This window comes from Herbaspirillum sp. UBA812, assembly GCF_002296545.1.
Taxonomy (GTDB): Bacteria; Pseudomonadota; Gammaproteobacteria; order Burkholderiales; family Burkholderiaceae_D; genus Herbaspirillum; species Herbaspirillum huttiense.
This window is the reverse complement of record NZ_DBIC01000347.1, coordinates 1-19,519: the sequence shown is the minus strand read 5'-3', so window position 1 is coordinate 19,519 and position 19,519 is coordinate 1. Positions and strand designations below refer to the sequence as shown.

At 63.6% G+C, this 19,519-nt stretch carries 16 protein-coding genes and 1 other RNA gene; 14 read left to right on the top strand and 3 right to left on the bottom strand.

The features are described from left to right. From pheA to gyrA, 3 genes are all read right to left on the bottom strand, one after another. The coding region (gene pheA, locus B3873_RS23365; RefSeq protein WP_286869305.1) for a chorismate mutase at nucleotides 1–308 on the bottom strand (308 nt) is incomplete at its 3' end. Between the two features lie 131 nt (nucleotides 309–439). Beyond that, the gene (gene serC / locus B3873_RS23360; RefSeq protein ID WP_039787311.1) at nucleotides 440–1,552 is read right to left on the bottom strand and encodes a 3-phosphoserine/phosphohydroxythreonine transaminase; all 1,113 of its coding nucleotides are present in this window, start codon (nucleotides 1,550–1,552) and stop codon (nucleotides 440–442) included. Between the two features lie 58 nt (nucleotides 1,553–1,610). Further along, complete coding sequence (gene gyrA, locus B3873_RS23355) at nucleotides 1,611–4,256, bottom strand: DNA gyrase subunit A (RefSeq protein ID WP_286869302.1); 2,646 nt, start codon at nucleotides 4,254–4,256, stop codon at nucleotides 1,611–1,613. A gap of 744 nt (nucleotides 4,257–5,000) precedes the next feature. On the opposite strand from gyrA, the gene ompA reads away from it, so the two are divergent. The 14 genes from ompA to B3873_RS23285 all read left to right on the top strand — a co-directional run. Next, nucleotides 5,001–5,615, top strand: coding sequence for an outer membrane protein OmpA (gene ompA, locus B3873_RS23350; protein WP_006462111.1), 615 nt, complete (start codon nucleotides 5,001–5,003; stop codon nucleotides 5,613–5,615). A gap of 170 nt (nucleotides 5,616–5,785) precedes the next feature. Continuing rightward, nucleotides 5,786–6,502 (top strand): bifunctional 2-polyprenyl-6-hydroxyphenol methylase/3-demethylubiquinol 3-O-methyltransferase UbiG, encoded by a 717-nt coding sequence (ubiG, locus tag B3873_RS23345; RefSeq protein WP_121043546.1) that lies wholly within the window; start codon nucleotides 5,786–5,788, stop codon nucleotides 6,500–6,502. Nucleotides 6,503–6,586: 84 nt separating this feature from the next. Continuing rightward, complete coding sequence (locus tag B3873_RS23340; RefSeq protein WP_286869299.1) at nucleotides 6,587–7,243, top strand: HAD family hydrolase; 657 nt, start codon at nucleotides 6,587–6,589, stop codon at nucleotides 7,241–7,243. A gap of 195 nt (nucleotides 7,244–7,438) precedes the next feature. Next, complete coding sequence (locus tag B3873_RS23335) at nucleotides 7,439–10,843, top strand: DUF748 domain-containing protein (RefSeq protein ID WP_286869298.1); 3,405 nt, start codon at nucleotides 7,439–7,441, stop codon at nucleotides 10,841–10,843. A gap of 182 nt (nucleotides 10,844–11,025) precedes the next feature. Then, nucleotides 11,026–11,406, top strand: a transfer-messenger RNA (tmRNA) gene (ssrA, locus tag B3873_RS23330). A gap of 515 nt (nucleotides 11,407–11,921) precedes the next feature. Beyond that, entirely contained in the window at nucleotides 11,922–12,731 is an 810-nt protein-coding gene (locus B3873_RS23325) for a beta-ketoacyl synthase chain length factor (RefSeq protein WP_286869297.1), read from the top strand. Continuing rightward, nucleotides 12,724–13,512, top strand: a complete 789-nt coding sequence (locus B3873_RS23320; RefSeq protein WP_286869295.1) for a lysophospholipid acyltransferase family protein — start codon at nucleotides 12,724–12,726, stop codon at nucleotides 13,510–13,512. Before B3873_RS23325 ends, B3873_RS23320 begins: the two co-directional genes overlap by 8 nt. A gap of 3 nt (nucleotides 13,513–13,515) precedes the next feature. Next, a complete protein-coding gene (locus tag B3873_RS23315; RefSeq protein WP_034333069.1) occupies nucleotides 13,516–13,779 on the top strand; it encodes a phosphopantetheine-binding protein in 264 nt (87 codons plus the stop codon). 63 nt (nucleotides 13,780–13,842) lie between these two features. Beyond that, the gene (locus tag B3873_RS23310) at nucleotides 13,843–14,121 is read left to right on the top strand and encodes an acyl carrier protein (protein ID WP_083859617.1); all 279 of its coding nucleotides are present in this window, start codon (nucleotides 13,843–13,845) and stop codon (nucleotides 14,119–14,121) included. Nucleotides 14,122–14,124: 3 nt separating this feature from the next. Further along, the gene (locus B3873_RS23305; RefSeq protein ID WP_286869294.1) at nucleotides 14,125–14,691 is read left to right on the top strand and encodes a hypothetical protein; all 567 of its coding nucleotides are present in this window, start codon (nucleotides 14,125–14,127) and stop codon (nucleotides 14,689–14,691) included. Nucleotides 14,692–14,701: 10 nt separating this feature from the next. Beyond that, a complete protein-coding gene (locus tag B3873_RS23300; protein ID WP_286869293.1) occupies nucleotides 14,702–16,459 on the top strand; it encodes an AMP-binding protein in 1,758 nt (585 codons plus the stop codon). After that, nucleotides 16,456–17,232: a glycosyltransferase family 2 protein gene (locus B3873_RS23295; protein ID WP_276842182.1), complete on the top strand. Its 777-nt coding sequence runs from the start codon at nucleotides 16,456–16,458 to the stop codon at nucleotides 17,230–17,232. Before B3873_RS23300 ends, B3873_RS23295 begins: the two co-directional genes overlap by 4 nt. Continuing rightward, the gene (locus tag B3873_RS23290; protein WP_286869292.1) at nucleotides 17,229–18,191 is read left to right on the top strand and encodes an acyltransferase; all 963 of its coding nucleotides are present in this window, start codon (nucleotides 17,229–17,231) and stop codon (nucleotides 18,189–18,191) included. The genes B3873_RS23295 and B3873_RS23290 overlap by 4 nt, the downstream gene beginning before the upstream one ends. Continuing rightward, a partial coding sequence (locus B3873_RS23285) for an HAL/PAL/TAL family ammonia-lyase (RefSeq protein ID WP_286869291.1) occupies nucleotides 18,178–19,519 on the top strand: 1,342 nt, incomplete at its 3' end. The genes B3873_RS23290 and B3873_RS23285, both read left to right, overlap by 14 nt.

Sequence of the window (19,519 nt, the reverse complement as noted above, 5' to 3'; positions counted from 1 at the left end):
TGTTCGCTGAAGGTGCCTTCCGGGCCCAGGTAGGCCACCACCACACGCTTTTCCAGCGCGCGGCAAGCCGACATCACTTCACGGAAAATGGTCTGGATATCGGTGCCCAGCAAGGGGCCGGGATTGCGGTCGGCGGCGCGGCGCAGGACCTGCGCTTCGCGCTCGGGACGAAACACCGGGGCATTGGTCTCGGCCTTGACGTGGCCCACTTCCTGCGCGACGCGGGCGCGCTGGTTCAGCAGGTCGAGGATCTGCGCATCGATGGCATCGATCTTCTGGCGCAGGGGCAGCAACTTGTCGTCACTCATCTTGCTCTTTCAGGTTCTGCACGGCGCACGGGCGCTATGAGCGGCCGGCGGCGCACCGGGCATGGCGTTGGCTTGGCGCACGGCCACGGCCTGCACTGCGCGGGCAATGATGCGCCCGGCCAGATGCGGCCTCAGCCGTGTTGCTGTTCGAAGTCTTTCAGATAATCGACGAGAGCCTGTACGCCCTCGATCGGCATCGCGTTGTAAATCGATGCACGCATGCCGCCGACCGACTTGTGGCCTTTCAGCTGCAGCAGGCCGCGCTCTTTGGCGCCGGCCAGGAAAGTGTCATTGAGCGCATCGTCGCGCAGGAAGAACGGCACGTTCATGCGGGAACGGCAGTCCGCTGCGATCCGGTTGCTGTAGAAATCGGTGCTGTCCAGGTAGCCGTAGAGCAGCTCGGCCTTGGCGATGTTGCGCGCTTCCAGCGCGGCCACGCCACCCTGGCGCTTGATCCACTGGAACACCAGGCCGGCGATGTAGATCGCGTAGGTCGGCGGGGTGTTGTACATGGAATCGTTGTCGGCCACGATCTTCCAGTCGAAGGCCGAGGGACAGAACGGCAGCGCGTGACCCAGCAGGTCTTCGCGCACGATGACGATGGTCACGCCGGCCGGGCCGATATTCTTCTGGGCACCACCATAGATGACGCCGTATTGCGAGACATCCACCTCGCGCGAGAGGATGTGCGAGGACATGTCGGCCACCAGCGGTGCGCCATCGGTGTCGGCGGCGACCTCGGGCGTATATTGGTATTCGACGCCGTCGATGGTCTCGTTGCTGCAGATGTGCACGTAGGCGGCATTGCGCGAGAGCTTCCAGTCGGCACGTGCCGGGATGCTGGAGAACTTGTGATCAGCCGAGGAGGCCGCCACGTTCACGCTGCAGTAGCGCCCCGCTTCCTTGATCGACTTGGTCGACCAGGAGCCGGTGTTGATGTAGTCGGCCACGCCGGCTTCATGCTTGCCTGCCGGCGAACGCAGCGCCGCCAGGTTCATCGGGATGATGGCGTTCTCGGCGATGGCCCCGCCCTGCAGGAACAGCACCTTGTAGTTGGAAGGGATGTTCATCAGCGCGCGCACATCAGCCAGCGCGGCTTCGATGATGGACATGTATTCCTTGCCGCGATGGCTCATCTCCATGACCGACATGCCACTGCCATGCCAGTCCAGCATCTCGTCGGCTGCCTGTTGCAGCACTTCCTTGGGCAATACCGCCGGACCGGCGGAAAAGTTATAAACCATGTCTGCGTTCGCCATCAAAAAAGACGGCGGGCACGCGGCCCGCCGCCCTGGACTTGCTTTACTCGCCTGCGGCTGGTGCTTCGCCGCCGGCCGCCTCTGCGCCTTCGCCTTCGATCACGTCTTCCACATCGGACTCGACCACGCGCTGCAGGCCCGACAGCTTGGTGCCGTCTTCCACCGCGATCAGGGTCACGCCCTGGGTCGCGCGGCCCATCTCGCGGATCTCCGAGACACGGGTGCGGATCAGCACGCCGCCGGTGGTGATGAGCATGATCTCATCGCTGGAATCGACCAGCGTGGCGGCCACGACCTTGCCGTTGCGCTCGCTGGTCTGGATGGCGATCATGCCCTTGGTGCCACGGCCGTGACGGGTGTACTCGGTGATCGGGGTACGCTTGCCGAAACCGTTTTCGGTGGCGGTGAGCACGGACTGCTGTTCGTTCTCGGCCACCAGCAAGGCGATGACCTGCTGGGTTTCTTCCAGGTTCATGCCGCGCACGCCACGGGCGGTACGGCCCATCGGACGCACGTCGTTTTCATCGAAACGCACGGCCTTGCCGCCGTCGGAGAACAGCATCACGTCATGCGCGCCATCGGTGAGAGCAGCACCAATCAGGAAGTCGCCTTCGTCCAGGTCCACGGCGATGATGCCGGCCTTGCGCGGATTGGAGAAGTCCGACAGCGGTGTCTTCTTGACCGTGCCCAGGCTGGTTGCCATGAAGATGTAGCGGTCATCCGGGAAGCTGCGATTGGCACCCGACACCGGCAGGATCACCGTGATCTTCTCGCCATCCTGCAGCGGGAACATGTTGACGATGGGCTTGCCGCGCGAATTGCGCGAACCCTGCGGCACTTCCCAGACCTTCAGCCAGTACAGGCGGCCACGGTTGGAGAAGCACAGGATGTAGTCGTGCGTATTGGCGATGAAGAGCTGGTCGATCCAGTCATCATCCTTGGTCGCCATGGCCTGCTTGCCGCGTCCGCCGCGCTTCTGCGCGCGATACTCGGAGACCGGCTGCGACTTCATGTAGCCGGTGTGCGACAGCGTCACCACCATGTCCTGCGGGGTGATCAGGTCTTCGGTGGCCAGGTCGGTGGCGTTGTGCTCGATGGTGGAGCGGCGCTCGTCCTTGGCACCGATGCCGTAGTCGTTGCGGGCGGCGTTGAGTTCGTCGGTGATGATGGCGGTCACGCGGGCCGGCTTGGAGAGGATATCCAGCAGGTCGGCGATCTGCGCCATCACGTCCTTGTATTCATTGACGATCTTGTCCTGCTCCAGGCCGGTCAGGCGTTGCAGACGCATCTGCAGGATTTCCTGGGCCTGTTCGTCGGAGAGCTTGTAGAGACCGTCGGACTGGATGCCGTAATGGGCCGGCAGGCTTTCCGGACGGAAGGCTTCGATGCCACCTTGGTTGCCCTCGCCGGTACGGGCCAGCATCTCGCGCACCATGGACGAATCCCAGGCGCGCGTCATCAGTTCTGCCTTGGCGATCGGCGGAGTCGGTGCGGCGCGGATGATGGCGATGAAGTCATCGATGTTGGCCAGTGCAACGGCCAGGCCTTCGAGCACGTGGCCGCGTTCGCGCGCCTTGCGCAGTTCGAACACGGTGCGGCGGGTGACCACTTCGCGACGGTGCGACAGGAAGCATTCCAGCAGTTGCTTCAGGTTCAAGAGGCGCGGCTGGCCATCGACCAGCGCCACCATGTTCATGCCGAAGGTGTCTTGCAGCTGGGTCTGCTTGTAAAGGTTGTTGAGCACCACTTCAGGCACTTCGCCGCGCTTGAGTTCGATGACCACGCGCATGCCCGACTTGTCGGACTCGTCGCGCAGGTCGGAGATGCCTTCGAGCTTCTTGTCGCGCACCAGCTCGGCGATGCGTTCCAGCAGCGCCTTCTTGTTGACCTGGTAGGGCAGCTCATCGACGATGATGGCGATGCGGCCTTCGCGGCCATACTCTTCGAAGTGGGTCTTGGCGCGCATGACCACGCGGCCACGGCCGGTGCGGTAACCATCGCGCACGCCCGAGACGCCATAGATGATGCCGCCGGTCGGGAAGTCCGGTGCCGGCACCAGTTCGATCAGTTCATCGATGGTGCAGTGTTCATTGGCCAGCAGGTGCAGAGCGCCATTGATCACTTCGGTGATGTTGTGCGGCGGGATGTTGGTGGCCATGCCCACGGCGATGCCGGAGGAGCCGTTGACCAGCAGGTTGGGGATACGCGTCGGCAGGACCGAGGGTTCCTTTTCCTTGCCGTCGTAGTTGGGCACGAAATCGACGGTTTCCTTCTCGATATCGGCCAGCAATTCGTTGGAGATCTTGTCCAGGCGGCACTCGGTGTAACGCATCGCCGCAGCGCCGTCGCCGTCGATGGAACCGAAGTTGCCCTGGCCGTCGACCAGGGTGTAGCGCAGCGAGAAGTCCTGGGCCATGCGCACCAGGGTGTCGTAGATGGAGGCGTCGCCGTGCGGGTGGTATTTACCCATGACTTCACCGACCACGCGCGCGCACTTCACGAACGGGCGATTCCAGACGTTGTTCATCTCGTGCATCGCATACAGCACGCGGCGGTGCACCGGCTTCAAGCCATCGCGCACATCCGGCAGTGCCCGACCCACGATCACGCTCATGGCGTAATCGAGGTAACTCTTGCGCATCTCTTCTTCGAGGGAAATGGGGATGGTTTCTTTAGCGAATTGATCCATTGGAGAGTCGAAAGATGTTTCCCGGCCAGAAAATCGTGCCGGGCGGGCGTGGCCCTTGGACTGATCAGAACAGCGCATTCTAGCACGCCAGGAGGGTCAAAAGCCCGTCAAACGCCCTCAATGACCCTGCAACGGCATGCTTCGCGAGGACACCCGACCCCTTGCAGGCCCTCACCGCATGCGCCGCAAAGCTCCTCCCAGCGCCTGGGAGCGACGAAAGGCCAGGCCCGAACGCCTATATATATTAGAGCGCCCGAACTCAGCGACCGCCATTGCCGCCCGGCATCGAATATTTCTCCGCCGCAGGTTGCTGTCAAATGACCAATTTGGGGAAAATTTTCCGAAACTCACTTTCCCGGTGCACGCCATCAGGAGAATTCCGAGGAACCGGGAATAGCGATGCTGCGGAGAAAATGGCAACTACTTGCCCGAGTGAAAATGCGCGAACTGTATGAAATATAAGGATTTTCTTTAAAAAATCCGGCTTTTTTCAGCCTTAAAGGAACAAAAACGGCCCGAAAATATCGCGTTGCGAAGAAACAACACAGTCCCAAAAACGTTGTCTGGACCAATTGGCAAGCATCGCTGAAGGTCAATCCGTGTGGCAGAATGGCGGCTAAGTTCATTACTAGCCCCATGGAACAAGGGCCTGTGACGACCTGAACACATGATATTATTCATTTTTTTGATGTCGTAATCTTGTAGCGCAGTTTATCTGCGGATATCTCACCCGAGAGGAGAAACATGAACAAATTAGCAAAACTCGTCTTCGCTGCTGCGTCCGCAGCCATCGCACTGTCTGCCACCGCTCAGGAAACCAAGGACATCAAGGTTCGTCCCGGCAGCCTGTATCTGCAAGATGGCCGTGACGTCGTGACCCGCAGCGGTTACGGTCTGTGCTGGCAAACCGCTTACGTGAACGGTCCGTGCGAAGAACCGCCCGCACCGGCTCCGGTTGCCGCTGCTGCTCCTGCTCCGGCTCCTGCTCCTGTCGCTGCCCCGACCTCGGAAAAGGTCACCTACGCTGCTGACGCCTTCTTCGATTTCGACAAGGCAACCCTGAAGCCGGCTGGCAAGGCCAAGCTGGACGAACTGGTTGGCAACCTGAAGGCCATCAACCTGGAAGTCATCATCGCCGTCGGCCACACCGACTCGATCGGCTCCGTCGCCTACAACCAGAAGCTGTCGGTTCGCCGTGCTGAGTCCGTCAAGGCCTACCTGGTCTCGAAGGGCGTTGAAGCCAACCGCGTCTACACCGAAGGCAAGGGCAAGTCGCAACCGGTCGCTGACAACAAGACCGCTGCTGGCCGCGCCAAGAACCGTCGCGTGGAAATCGAAGTTGTGGGTACCCGCAAGTAATCGATTGCTGCTACAAGGCTGTTATGAAAACCCCGCTTCGGCGGGGTTTTTTTATTCCTGTTTCATTTGCTGGTCATGCAGGCTTTTGCAAGCACTTGCCCCTTCATTGCGGCGCATCTTGACCTGGCGCAGGCTACCCGCTGCGTCGGATTGGGCTATCATTAGGCCCCATGAACACGACCAATGCGACCATGAACGCCGATCCCCAAGAGATCCAGAAATTCAGTGAACTGGCCCATCGCTGGTGGGACCCGGGCTCCGAATTCCGTCCCCTGCACGAAATCAACCCGCTGCGCCTGGAGTGGATCAACGCCCGCGCCCCGCTGGCTGGCAAGAAGGTAATCGACATCGGCTGCGGTGGCGGCATCCTGGCTGAATCGATGGCCAAGAAAGGGGCCGACGTCACCGGCATTGACCTCTCCGACAAGGCCCTGAAAGTGGCCGACCTGCACAGCATGGAATCCGGCGTGCAGGTGCGCTACGAAAAGATCGCCGCCGAAGACATGGCCGCGCGTGAAGCCGGCCAGTACGACGTCGTGACCTGCATGGAGATGCTGGAACACGTCCCCGATCCCGCCGCCATCGTGCGCGCCGCGGCCAGCCTGGCCAAGCCGGGCGGCAAGCTGTTCTTCTCGACGCTGAACCGCAACATGAAGTCCTACGTCATGGCCATCATCGGTGCCGAATACGTGCTGCGGCTGCTGCCCAAGGGCACGCATGACTATGCCAAGTTCATCACCCCGGCCGAGCTGGCGCACTACACGCGCGAAGCCGGTTTGCAGATCGATGGTTTCAAGGGCATGGGCTACAACCCGCTGACCAAGATCTATTCGCTCAACGACGACACCAGCGTGAACTACCTGGTGGCCTGTACCAAGCTGGGCTGAGCGGCCTCGCTCGCGCCTCGCCGGTTCGTTCCCCTCGCCGCAGCTGCCCGCTGCGGCGCTTTTCTTCCTGCCATCCTGAAGCCCATGCCACTCCGCCCTCCCCGCGCGATCCTGTTCGACCTCGACGGCACGCTCGCCGACACTGCTCCCGACCTGGCGGCCGCCGCCAACTACCTGCGCCAGCAAAGGGGCCTGGAAAATGCCCCCTATGAAAGTTTGCGCCCGGTCGCCTCGGCCGGTGCCCGCGGGCTCATCGGTGCAGCGCTGGGCATCCATCCGGGCGATGCGGAATATGAAGACTTGCGCGTACTTTTCCTGGACCGCTACCAGGCCAACATGGCCACCCACAGCGGCCTCTTCGACGGCATCCCGGAACTGCTGGCGCAACTGGAAGCGCGCGGTATCGCCTGGGGCATCGTCACCAACAAGGCGGCGCGCTTCACCGACGTGCTGGCCCCGCAGATCGGCCTGGGCCATGCCGGCTGCATCGTCTCCGGCGACACCACCCCGCATCCCAAGCCCCATCCCGCACCGCTGCTGGAAGCTGCCAAGCGCCTGGGACTGCCCCCCGAGGATTGCTGGTACGTCGGCGACGACCTGCGCGACATCCAGGCCGGACGCGCCGCCAACATGCCGACCATTGCCGCCGCCTGGGGCTATTGCGGCCATACCGAACCGGCTGCGTGGCAGGCCGATGCGCTGCTGCATGCCCCGCTGGACATCCTGACCCTGCTGGACTGATCCGCTTTCCCGCCTTTGCTGGCGCGCGCAAGGAAACTTGAGCGCGCCATTTCCCTCCTAGCAGTGCCATGTCGCCTCGCATTAGAATGGCGACAACCCGGCGCACGCCGCAGCACCACACACCATCACAACCAGAACCGGCCACCTGCGCAGGCATCGCCCCAGGACGGACCGGCACCGACAAGGGAAACCGTCATGAGCAAGCCGGACCGCGCCTCACTCACCCAGCACCTCGCCTGGCAACGAATGAGACGCCCGCTGCGCTGGGCCGGCTGGACGCTGGCCGTCCTGCTGGTCCTGGCCGCGTTGAGCTGGGCCGCCCTGCCCGCGCTGGTGCGCAAGATCGCCGTCGACCAGACCCAGGCCCAGATCGGCCGCAAGCTGGAAATCGGCGAGATCGCCTTCAACCCCTTCAAGCTGGCCCTGCGCGCCTCCGACATCACACTCTATGAAGCCGATGGCACGCAGCCCTTCTTCAGCGCCAAGAGCTTGCTGGCCGACCTCTCGGCCGCCTCGCTGCTGCGCCTGGCACCGGTGCTGGACGAGATCAGGCTGAGTACGCCGCAATTGCACGTGGTGCGGGTAGATGCCGAGGGCAGCGGCCATTACAACTTCTCCGACATCCTTGATCGCCTGGCCGCGCAGCCCAAGAGCGAAGGCCAGGCGCGCTTCTCGCTGGCCAACGTGCAACTGCAGGATGGACAGATCCGCTTCGAGGACAAGGTCAGCGGCAAGAACATCGACATCGCCGCGCTGCAAGTCGGCCTGCCCTTCATCTCCAACCTGCCCGGCAACATCGACAGCTTCGTGCAGCCGCAACTGTCGGCCACCATCAACGGTACGCCGCTGCACCTGAAGGGCCGCAGCAAACCCTTCGCCTCGACGCAGGAATCGGCCTTCGCCATCGATATCGACCAGCTCGACCTGGTGGGCTACCTGCCCTTCGTCCCTGCCGAATTACCGGTCATCATCCAGAGTGCCAAGCTGAGCACCAAGCTGGATCTGGGTTTTACCCGCAAGGACGACAAGCCCACCGTCACCCTGGCCGGCGATGTACGCCTGGATGACGTCGCTCTGCAGGACAAGGCCCGCGCACCGCTGCTCAAAGCCAAGTCGGTAGCGCTGCAGGTGAAGCAATTTGACCTACTGGCCGCCAGCGGCGAATTGAACCAGCTCACGCTGGAGCAGCCGCAAGTCTGGGCCGGCATGAATGCGCGTGGCGAGATCAACTGGCAGCGTGCGCTGGCCGGTGGCGGCAGTGCCGGCGGCAAGAACAGCGCAGGTACCGCGAAGAAGGATGCCCCCGCTCCTGCGGCCAGCACACCCCAGCCGGCAGCCCCCATCGTGCTGCAACAACTGACCGTGCGCGGCGGCGAAGTGAACTGGCGCGACGAAGCCAATGCGGCGCCTGCCCAATCGATCAAGCTGAGCAAGATCGACATCAACGCCACCCAGCTCTCTACCGCCGCTGATGCCAAGCCCGCGCACCTGACCCTGTCGGCGGTGGAAAACGGCCATGGCAAGCTGGCCTTCGACGGCCAGCTGCAGCCGCTCAAACCCGGTGTGGCAGGCAAGATCACGCTGGAGAACATCGACCTCGCCGGCTACCAGAATTACCTGTCACGCGCCCCCATCAGCGGCGTAGCCGGCAAACTCTCCGGGCAGACCACACTGCAGCTGCGTGACGGCCATCTCAAGCTGGACGACAGCAAGGTACAACTGGCCGACCTGCGCTTGACGCCCCCGGGCAAGGGCGCACAGCCGCTGGCGCTGGAATCGCTCTCGCTGCAGGCACCCACGCTCACCGATACGCTGGACCAGGCCATTCCCTTCAAGCTGCAGGCGCGCTTCGACAAGAACGGCAGCGCCGATCTGGCCGGACAGGCTGCAGCGCACTTCAGGAGCGTGGCGCTGGATCTGGATGTGAAGGATTTGCCCATCACGCCCTTCCAGCACTATTTCACCGATGTGCTCAATGTCACCATCAGCAGCGGCCTGGCCAGCGCCAAGGGCAAGCTGGAGCTGACGCCCCCGCTGGACGATCGCAAGCTGGCGCTGGACTACAAGGGCAGCGCCGCCATCACCAACCTGCGCATGCAGGACAAGCAGACCTCCACCGACTTCCTGCGCTGGCGTACGCTGGAACTGGCGGGCATCCAGGCCAAGCTGGGCGGACGTCCGCAAGTGGCGCTGGAGAAAGTGACGCTGTCCAACTTCTACGCCCGCGCCATCCTCTCCGACAAGGGCCGCCTGAACTTGCAGGACATCGTGGTGGCTGATGCGCAGGAACAGGGCTCGATCACGGACGACAGCAAGAAAACCGACAAGCCTGCCAACACGGGAAGCTCGCGCAAGACCGTGTCCGCCACCCCGGTCACGCCCGCGACCGCGCCCGCCGATGCGCCCATCGTGCGAGTCGGCCAGGTGGTGCTGGCAGGCGGCAACATCAACTACACCGACAACTTCGTCAAACCCAACTACACCGCCAACATGACGGGACTGTCCGGCAGCATCGGCCAGATCTCTTCGGAGAAACCGCAACCGGCCCCGGTCAACATCAGCGGCAAGATCGACAACGATGCTCCTCTGCAGATCTCGGGCTCGCTCAACCCGCTCTTCAAGCCCATGTACCTGGATCTCAAGGCCAGCGCCAACGGTGTGCAGCTGCCGCGCCTGACGCCCTACTCGGCCAAGTACGCCGGCTATCCGATCACCAAGGGCAAGCTCTCGATGGATGTGCAATACAAGATCGAGAACGACAAGCTGGTGGCCCAGAACGATCTGCGCATTGAACAGCTGAGCTTCGGAGAACGCGTGGACAGCCCGGATGCCACCAACCTGCCGGTGATGCTGGCGGTGTCGCTGCTCAAGGACCGCGATGGCAACATCAACCTGAACCTGCCGATCTCCGGCTCGCTGTCGGATCCGGAGTTTTCGGTCGGCGGCATCATCGTGCGGGTATTCGTGAACCTGATCGTCAAGGCCGTCACCTCGCCCTTTGCGCTGATCGGGTCGATGTTCCGGGCGGACGAGCACATTGGCGAGCTGCGCTACATCGAGTTCTCGCCGGGCTCCTCGGAAGTCACCGACGAGGTGCGCAAGAAACTGGATGCGCTGGGTTACGCGCTGCATGAGCGTCCGGGCATCAAGCTCGACATCACCGGCCGCGTCGATCCCCAGGTCGATGACCAGGGCCTGCGCCGCGAAGCGCTGGAACGTGCCATGCGCAGCCTCAAGCGTGCCGACCTGATCGCCAAGGAAGGCCAGCCGGACGGCCCGGTGCGCGTGAGCGCTGCCGAGCGCGCCAAGTACCTGGAGCGCGTCTACAAGGATGCCAAGTTCGACAAGCCGCGCAACATGATCGGCTTGAGCAAGAGCCTGCCCGAGGCCGAGATGGAAAAGCTGATCCTGGAGCACACCGAGGTAACCAAGGATGACTTGCGCAACCTGGCCCAGCGCCGGGCCGACCAGGTGCGAAATTATTTGCAGGAACAGAGCGTGATCGATCCGGCGCGCATCTTCCTGATCGCACCCAAGCTGGATGGCGCGGGCATTCCCGAGAAAGAACCGAAGGCGCGGGTGGAGCTGACCATCCAGTGAGAGGGCGATACGCCAGCGGGCGGCGCGGCTCTTGAAAAGCCATGCGCTGCCCATACAGTAGGGAGTAGGTTATAATTCACCTCCCGCCGGACAAGCGGGTGCCTCTTGAAGGGACTCGGAGAGAGGCAAGCGTAATACGCAAGTTCACGCGCCCAGCGGGATTTGCGAAGCTTCAACACCACGGGGCCGACTTGGTTTCGACAGGGGTTGCAAAGCGGAACAGGGCATGCCGAGGACTGGTTACCTCGTTAATCCATCCGGAACTGCTTAAATGCAAACGACGAATCTTACGCTCTCGCAGCGTAAATCGCACCTAGAAACCTAAGAAACTTCTAGCTCTACAGCACTTCTTCCCTGGGGTGTGCTGGCAACAGCGGTAGAGTCATTTACAGGGAATCGTGGCGTATGGGGTTACTTCATACGTCATTAAATCCAAGGTAACTCGTCCTGTCGAAGCGTGTGCGTCCGCGTCGCCAGGGTTAAAACCAATTGACTGCACTACGCATGTAGAACTGTCTGTAGAGTGCTTCTGGACGCGGGTTCAATTCCCGCCGGCTCCACCAACATCACAACCATCAGCAATCGGCATCACGCCGGTTCCTGATGGTTTTGTCTTTCTGTCCTCAGCGATTGCATGGACTTGCCGTCTTGACGATGCCGAATCCCGGACGGGTACCCCCCTCCTGATCTTGCTGAATGAACAATCTCTTGAACTGTAGCGGCCCAATTTGGATCGAGTATGTCAAAAATTGTTAGAGAATCAGGCACAAAATTCAGCACAGTTTTACCCTGCAGGACGACAGAGCGCGTACCCAAACGACAACGTCCACTGAGTGCATAAGCCCTTGGGCCATGGCTCTCCGCGATTCTTCGTGAAAATTTCGTGTTATTTCAATGAGGTTTTGTCGTACCATTACCCGGTCTTACAAATTGTAACGTTTCAAGACACCGGATAAACGCTGTAAATCAACAAGAAAACAGCGTGTTGACCGCGGGCCGCACCGATGAATGGGGTCCGAACTGGTAGGGGGATCCGGTAAATAACACCGCCAAGCAGAAGCCTAGTGCTTTTCAAGATATGTATTCAGGGGATGTCAGTTTTTCAATCGCGTCGCACGCGCAGTGGGTTCCGGGTATCGAATCCCATGCCGATTGGCAACGCTGGATCAGCGATGATCGCCAGGCCGCTGGTTCGGGGGAACCAGCAGTCAAGTCCATGCCGCCCATGCTGCGTCGACGGACCAGCCCAGTGGGCAAGCTGGCGCTCGAGGCGGCCTATGGCGCACTGAGTGCGGCCTCGCCTGCCATTGCATCCAGCCCCGCCGACGACGCCAGCAAGGACGCGCAAGACATCCCGGTCGTGTTTGCCTCGCGCCACGGCGAATGCGCCCGTTCGGTGGAATTGCAAATGGCCCTGGCCGCTGCTGCGCCCATGTCGCCCACCGCCTTCAGTCTCTCGGTACACAACGCCAACGCCGGCCTGTTCTCCATCGCCCGTGGCAGCCAGGCCAATACGGTGGCCATTGCAGCCGGCCAGAGTACGGTCGAACATGCCGTCATCGAAGCCTGCGGCCTGCTGGCCGATGGCGCGCGGCAGGTCCTGCTGGTGGTCGCCGATGCACCGCTCCCGACGCTCTTTTCCGATTTCGCCGATGAACACGAAGAGCCCTGCGGCTGGTCCTGGCTGATGCAGGCCGCCGACGAACACGGCGCGCTTCCGACCGTGTCTCTGCAATGGCAACAGATTCGGCCGGGCCACGGCACCCTCCCCTCTGAAAATGCCACCGCTGGCGCGGCCGCGGTGCTGCGCTTCTTCCTCGACGCGTCCACCTCCACCCTGCACCGCCAGGCCGATGGCCGCCGCTGGCACTGGATGCGGCATGCTTGAACGGGCCCTGGCATTGATCGACCGTGGCTGGCGCATCGTGGCCACGGGGATGTGCTTTGCGCTCTTCGGCCTGGGCGGGCTGATGTTGCGGCTGGTGGTTTTCCCCATCCTGCAGTGCCTGGTCCGCGATCCGCAGCAGCGCGTCAAGCGGGCACGCCACATCATCCGCCTGGCGTTTCGCGCCTTCGTCGAGGTCATGCGCATGAGCGGCGTGATCCGCTACGAAATTACCGGACTCGAACGGCTGGATCGCAATGGTCTCCTGATCCTGGCCAACCACCCCACGCTCATCGATACCGTGCTGCTGATGGCCTTCGTGCGCCATGCCGACTGCATCGTCAAGGGCGCACTGTGGCGCAATCCCTTTACGCGCGGCCCGGTCCGTGCGGCGGGTTACATCAGCAATGCCCAGGGACCTGACCTGATCGAGGACTGCATCCGCTCCCTGCGCAGCGGCGGCAACCTGATCATTTTCCCGGAGGGCACCCGCACGCCCAGCAATGGCCGGATCAGCCTCAAGCGCGGCGCAGCCAATGTGGCCGTACGCGGCGGATGGGCCATCACCCCGGTGCGCATCCGCTGCACGCCCGGCACCCTCGCCAAGGGCGAGAAATGGTGGAAGGTACCTGCTACGCGCGCACATTTCCGGCTGCATATCGGCGAAGACCTCCATCTCGACCACATCATCGCCAGCGAGCAAGCAGCCGGCGCCGACCAACCGACCCTGGCGGCGCGCCAGTTGACGACTTACCTGCAACAGTACTTCACGAAAGAGAACTAGGCGATGCACGATCTGGAACAAGACATCAAGCAACTCATCATCGAGGCCCTCGACCTGGAAGACCTCACTCCCGGCGATATCGACAGCGCCGCGCCCTTGTTCGGCGATGGCCTGGGACTGGATTCGATCGACGCGCTGGAACTGGGCATGAGCCTGCAGAAACGCTACGGCATCAAGCTCTCGGCCAACTCCGAAGAAACCCGCAAGCACTTCGCCTCGGTTCAGGCGCTGGCTGCGCTGGTAGCCAGCCACCAGGCCACCGCCTGAGCAGCCCTCCACGCTGCGCATTCACATAACGCCCCCCCAAGCCACTTGCAAGAAAAGCAGATCATGACCACTCTGACACCTGACATGACCAAGGACGAAATCACCGTGTGGATCGTCGATATGCTGCACGAGATGTTCGAGCTCGACAAAGCCGCCATCACGCCCCAGTCCAACCTCTATACCGACCTCGACATCGACAGCATCGATGCCGTCGACATCGTCGTCAAACTCAACCAGACTACCGGCAAGCGCATCCAGCCCGACGTCTTCCGTAGCGTGCGTACCGTGCAGGATGTGGTGGAGATCCTGGCGAACCTGATGCGCGAACAAGCGCACGCATAAGGCATGAAGCCTCCTGCGATGTCCCGGCTGGCCAGCCTGGCCGGCCCGCTGTTGATCCTGCTGTATCCCCTGCTGATCTGGTATGCCCACGGCAAGCTTGAACCGCGCCTGCTGGCCCTCTTCCTGGTGCTCATCGCCGCCGTGCGCCTGTTCACCAGCCGCACTGGCCGCCCCCTGCGCTGGATGGGCGTGGCCGCGCTGGCGCTGGCCGCACCGGCCTTGCTCTGGAACGCGCTGCTGCCGCTGAAGCTCTATCCGGTGGCCATCAGCGCCGGCATGCTGGCGCTGTTCGGCTACAGCCTCTACAAGCCGCCCACGGTGATCGAACGCATGGCGCGCCTTAGCTCTCCGGACCTGCCCCTGTTCGTCGTCGCCTACACGCGCCGGGTCACCCAGGTCTGGTGCCTGTTCTTCGCGGTCAACGGCAGCATCGCCCTGGGCACCGCCCTGTGGGCCTCCCCTGCGGTGTGGTCGATGTACACCGGAGTCATTTCCTACGTCGCCATGGGCGTGCTGTTCGCCGGCGAATATCTGGTGCGTCTGTATGTACGCCGCCAGCATCATGCGTGAGGGGGCCGCCATGAACACGACCGCGCGGCTGGACCTGCTGCAGCTCCCCTTCCAGGCCTTCGACGGTGAGCGCGTGATCGGGTGGCGCGATGGGGCCGCACTCACGCACACCGCCTGGCGCGCCGAGGTGCTGCGCTGGCGGCAGCTGATCATGGCCACGCCCGGCGAGCGCATCGCGCTGTTCCATCCGGATACACTGCATTTCGCCGCCGCCTTGTTTGGTATCTGGCTGGCCGGCAAGACAGCCTACCTGCCCAGCGATACCCTGCCCGAAACCTGCCGCCAGCTGCGTACCGAGGTCGATGCATTCGCGGGAGATTTCGGTGCCCACTGCCCGGCCCTGTGGCCGGCTGCGGATGCCGTCCCTGACGATGCTCTCGCACCTTGGCCTGCCCTGCGCGCCGATTTCACCGGACTGGTGGTCTACACCTCCGGCAGTACCGGCCAGGCGCAGGCCATCCCCAAGCAGCTCGGCCAGATGGCCAATGAAGTGGCCACGCTGGAGGCGCTCTTCGGCAGCATCGCGGGCCAGGCCGACGTGGTGGCCACGGTCTCGCACCAGCACATCTACGGCTTGCTGTTCAAGGTGCTCTGGGCCCTCTGTGCGGGACGTCCCATCCATGCCAACAGCGCCTTCTTCCCGGAGGATCTGCAGCGCATGACGGGTTCGCGTCCCTGGCTGCTGCTGTCCAGCCCGGCCCATCTGACGCGTCTGCCCGAACAGGCAACGCAGCCGGACCCACGGCAGCTGCGCGCGATCTTCTCTTCCGGCGGTCCACTGCCGGCACAGGCCGCGCGCGATGCCGCCCGCCTGCTGGGTCACCGTCCGCTGGAAATCTATGGCAGCTCCGAGACCGGTGGCATCGCCTGGCGGCAGCCGGAGAGTGATCTGCTGCAACGCCGCGAACACTGGCAAGCCATGCCCGGCGTGGCCGTGCGCATCAGTGCCGAAGGCGCGCTGGAAGTCCGTTCTCCGCATCTGCCCGATGACGAATGGTTCAGCATGGCTGACCGCGCGGTGCTGGTGGACGGCCTGCCGGCGGCTTTCGAACTGCGCGGACGCAGCGACCGCATCGTCAAGCTCGAAGAAAAGCGCATTTCGCTGACCGGCATCGAACAAAAGCTGGCCGCCAGCCCGCTGGTGGCAGACGTGCGCGTGATCGTGCACCAGGGCCGCAGGGCGCGCCAGTTCATCGCCGCCTTCGTGGTGCCGACGGCGCAAGGCCAGGCCGTGCTGGATGGCCAGGGCAAACTGGCCCTCAATGCCGCCCTCAAGGCCAGCCTGGCCGATGGCGTAGAAGCCATTGCCCTGCCTCGCCTGTGGCGTTACCTGCCGGCGCTACCATTGAATCCGCAGGGCAAGGTCACGCTCTCGGCACTGACCGCGCTCCTGGAGAGCGCAGGCGGGGCCAACGCCAGCCCGCCGACCCTGCCCAGGGTGACCGAACTTGAACGCACCGCCGAGCAGGTCCAACTGGCGCTGGAGATCCCCGCCGACCTGCTCTACTTCCAGGGCCACTTTCCCGGCTCCCCCATCCTGCCCGGCGTGGTGCAGACCGAGTGGTCCCTGATCCTGGGCCGGCGCTATTTCAGCCTGCCGCCAAGGTTTCTGGGCCTGCAGGCCTTGAAATTCCAGCGCGTCATCACGCCCGGCATGCGCGTCGTGCTGGAACTGCAGCACGATGCGGCCAAGTCGCAACTGGCCTTCCGTCTGCATTCGGAGGCCGGGCAGCATGCCAGCGGCCGCTTCCTGCTGGGGGCGGCATGAAGACCGGCATCTCCCACAGCACCGTCGTGGTGATCCCGGTCTATGACCACGAACACGCCATCGGCGCGGTGGTCGCCGCCGTGCGCGGCCACGGCTTGCCCTGCATCCTGGTCGACGATGGCAGCAGTCCCGCCTGCGCCACCGTACTGCAGCAACTGGCCGCAGCCGAGCCGCAGCACATCACGCTGCTGATCCATCCGCACAACCAGGGCAAGGGCGGTGCCGTCATGACCGGCCTGCGCCATGCTGCAGCAGCCGGCTACACTCACGCCCTGCAGATCGATGCCGACGGCCAGCATGACAGCGCCGACATCCCGCGCTTTCTGGCGGCCTCGCAGGCAGCGCCGGCCGCCGTCATCAACGGCAAGCCGATCTACGACGAGAGCGTACCCAAGGGCCGGCTCTATGCCCGCTACCTGACCCACGTCTGGGTGTGGATCAACACGCTTTCACTGGAGATTGCCGATTCGATGTGCGGCTTCCGGCTCTATCCGCTGGCTCCGACGCTGCAGCTGATGGACCAGGCTCACATCGGCCGGCGCATGGATTTCGACACCGAGATCCTGGTACGCCTCTACTGGCGCGGTCTGCGCGTGCAGAACCTGGCCACGCGGGTGCGCTATCCGGCCGACGGCGTGTCGCATTTCCAGGTCTGGCTGGACAATGTCCTGATCTCGCGCATGCATGCCCGCCTGTTCTTCGGCATGCTGCTGCGCGCGCCCGTGCTGCTGGCGCGCGGCAGCTGGCGTCGGCTGGGCGGACGCAGCGCATGAGCCAGCCACCCCGCGCGCGCCATTGGGCGCAGATCAACGAAGTCAGCTTCGTGGCCGGCATGCGCTTGCTGTTCGCGGTCCATCGCCTGCTGGGCCGGCTGCCCTTCCGGCTCATGCTCTATCCGGTGCTGTGCTGGTACATCGCCGCCAATGGGCGCGCCCGCCAGGCCTCGCGCAGTTTCCTGGCGCAGGTCCGCAGCTACCGTCCGCAACTGCCGCTGCGCTCCGGACTTTTTGGCGTTTTCCTTCACTTCGCCGCATTCGGCGAAAGCCTGCTGGACAAGATGTTGCTGTGGGGCGGCCTGTTCCCGATCAATAAAGTTCATTTGACCGGTAGCGCCCATATCACCGATGCCATCGCCGCCGGACGCGGCGGACTCATCATCTGCACCCACCTGGGCAACCTCGAACTGTGCCGCGTGATCGGCCGCCAGCATCCGGCTCTGAAGCTCACGGTGCTGGTGCACACGCGGCATGCCCAGGCGTTCAACCAGATGCTGGCCCAGCTCGATCCCGGCAGCCAGCTCAACCTGATGCAGGTCACCGACATGTCCCCGGCCACCGCCATGGTGCTGGCCGAGAAAGTGGCTCAGGGCGAGTTCGTGGTCATCGCCGGTGACCGCGTCCCGGTCTCGCCGCAGCCTCGGGTAGCTCGCGCATCCTTCCTGGGCCGGATCGCGCCTTTCCCGATCGGGCCCTACGTGATGGCGGCACTGCTGCAATGTCCTGTCTACCTGATGTTCTCGCGCCGCAGCGCCGAGGGCGCGGAGGTGAGTTTCGAAGCCTTCCGCGAGCGCATCGTCCTGCCGCGCAAGCAGCGCGACGAAGTACTGGCCGAACTGGCGAGCGCCTACGCCGCACGACTGGAAGCGCATTGCCTGCAAGCGCCCTACCAGTGGTTCAATTTCTATGATTTCTGGGCCGACTCGGCCCTGGACGAACACCATGCCTCACACTGACGTTTCCTCTTCCGCCAGCAGCAGCCCCATCCGCTTCGGTGCCCAGCCTCTCTCCATCGAGGATGTCGTGGCACTGGCGCGGCGCGAGCGCACGGCGCAATTGCACGATGCCGACAGCTTCCGCAAGCGAATTGCACGCGGTGCCGATTTCCTGGACCGCCTGCTGCGCGAGGATGGCACCATCTATGGCGTCACTACCGGCTATGGCGATTCCTGCACGGTGACCGTCCCGCCCGAACTGGTCCCGGAACTGCCGCATCACCTCTACACCTACCACGGCTGCGGCCTGGGCGCGCTGTTCACGCCGGAGCAATCGCGCGCCATCCTGGCCGCCCGTCTCAATTCGCTGTGCCAGGGTTTCTCGGGTGTGAGCGTGGCCCTGCTGGAACAGATCACCGGCCTGCTGCACCACGACCTGCTGCCACAGATTCCCTGCGAAGGCTCGGTGGGTGCCAGCGGCGACCTGACGCCATTGTCCTACCTGGCGGCGGTGCTGTGCGGTGAACGCCAGGTCTGGCGCGACGGCGCCACGGTGCCGGCCGCCGAGGCGCTGGCGGGAGCGGGGATGACACCGCTGCGGTTGCGTCCCAAGGAGGGCCTGGCCATCATGAACGGCACGGCCGTCATGACCGCGCTGGCCTGCCTGGCCTTCGACCGCGCCCGCTACCTGTGCCAGCTGGCCACCCGCATCACGGCCATGAGCAGCTTCACGCTGGACGGCAATGCCCACCATTTCGATGCCACCCTGTTCTCGGCCAAGCCGCATCCGGGCCAGCAGCAGGTGGCCGGCTGGCTGCAGCGCGACCTGCCGTGCGGCCAGGCGCACCGTAACGAAAAGCGCCTGCAGGATCGCTATTCGGTGCGCTGCGCGCCGCACGTGATCGGCGTGCTCAATGACGCCCTGCCGTCGCTGCGCCAGTTCATCGAGAACGAACTCAACAGTGCCAACGACAACCCGCTGATCGATCCCGACGGCGAACGCGTGCTGCACGGCGGCCATTTCTATGGCGGCCATATCGCCTTCGCCATGGACAGCATGAAGACCGCCGTGGCCAACATCGCCGACCTGCTCGACCGCCAGATGGCACTGATGGTGGACCAGCGCTACAACAACGGCCTGCCTGCCAATCTGTCCGGTGCCCAGGGTGCGCGCGCCCCCATCAACCACGGCCTGAAGGCGCTGCAGATCAGCGCCTCGGCCTGGACCGCCGAAGCCCTCAAGCTGACCATGCCGGCCTCGGTCTTCTCGCGCTCCACCGAATGCCACAATCAGGACAAGGTCAGCATGGGCACGATTGCCGCACGCGATTGCCTGCGCGTGCTGGAGC

Excerpts from the sequence above, each read along its gene's own strand:
- gyrA (WP_286869302.1), bottom strand. The coding sequence starts at position 4,256 with ATGGATCAATTCGCTAAAGAAACCATCCCCATTTCCCTCGAAGAAGAG.
- B3873_RS23305 (WP_286869294.1), top strand. The coding sequence starts at position 14,125 with ATGAAGCCTCCTGCGATGTCCCGGCTGGCCAGCCTGGCCGGCCCGCTG.
- B3873_RS23295 (WP_276842182.1), top strand. The coding sequence starts at position 16,456 with ATGAAGACCGGCATCTCCCACAGCACCGTCGTGGTGATCCCGGTCTAT.
- serC (WP_039787311.1), bottom strand. The coding sequence starts at position 1,552 with ATGGTTTATAACTTTTCCGCCGGTCCGGCGGTATTGCCCAAGGAAGTG.
- B3873_RS23320 (WP_286869295.1), top strand. The coding sequence starts at position 12,724 with ATGCTTGAACGGGCCCTGGCATTGATCGACCGTGGCTGGCGCATCGTG.
- ubiG (WP_121043546.1), top strand. The coding sequence starts at position 5,786 with ATGAACACGACCAATGCGACCATGAACGCCGATCCCCAAGAGATCCAG.
- B3873_RS23340 (WP_286869299.1), top strand. The coding sequence starts at position 6,587 with ATGCCACTCCGCCCTCCCCGCGCGATCCTGTTCGACCTCGACGGCACG.
- B3873_RS23300 (WP_286869293.1), top strand. The coding sequence starts at position 14,702 with ATGAACACGACCGCGCGGCTGGACCTGCTGCAGCTCCCCTTCCAGGCC.
- B3873_RS23315 (WP_034333069.1), top strand. The coding sequence starts at position 13,516 with ATGCACGATCTGGAACAAGACATCAAGCAACTCATCATCGAGGCCCTC.
- B3873_RS23325 (WP_286869297.1), top strand. The coding sequence starts at position 11,922 with ATGTATTCAGGGGATGTCAGTTTTTCAATCGCGTCGCACGCGCAGTGG.
- ompA (WP_006462111.1), top strand. The coding sequence starts at position 5,001 with ATGAACAAATTAGCAAAACTCGTCTTCGCTGCTGCGTCCGCAGCCATC.
- B3873_RS23335 (WP_286869298.1), top strand. The coding sequence starts at position 7,439 with ATGAGCAAGCCGGACCGCGCCTCACTCACCCAGCACCTCGCCTGGCAA.
- B3873_RS23290 (WP_286869292.1), top strand. The coding sequence starts at position 17,229 with ATGAGCCAGCCACCCCGCGCGCGCCATTGGGCGCAGATCAACGAAGTC.
- B3873_RS23310 (WP_083859617.1), top strand. The coding sequence starts at position 13,843 with ATGACCACTCTGACACCTGACATGACCAAGGACGAAATCACCGTGTGG.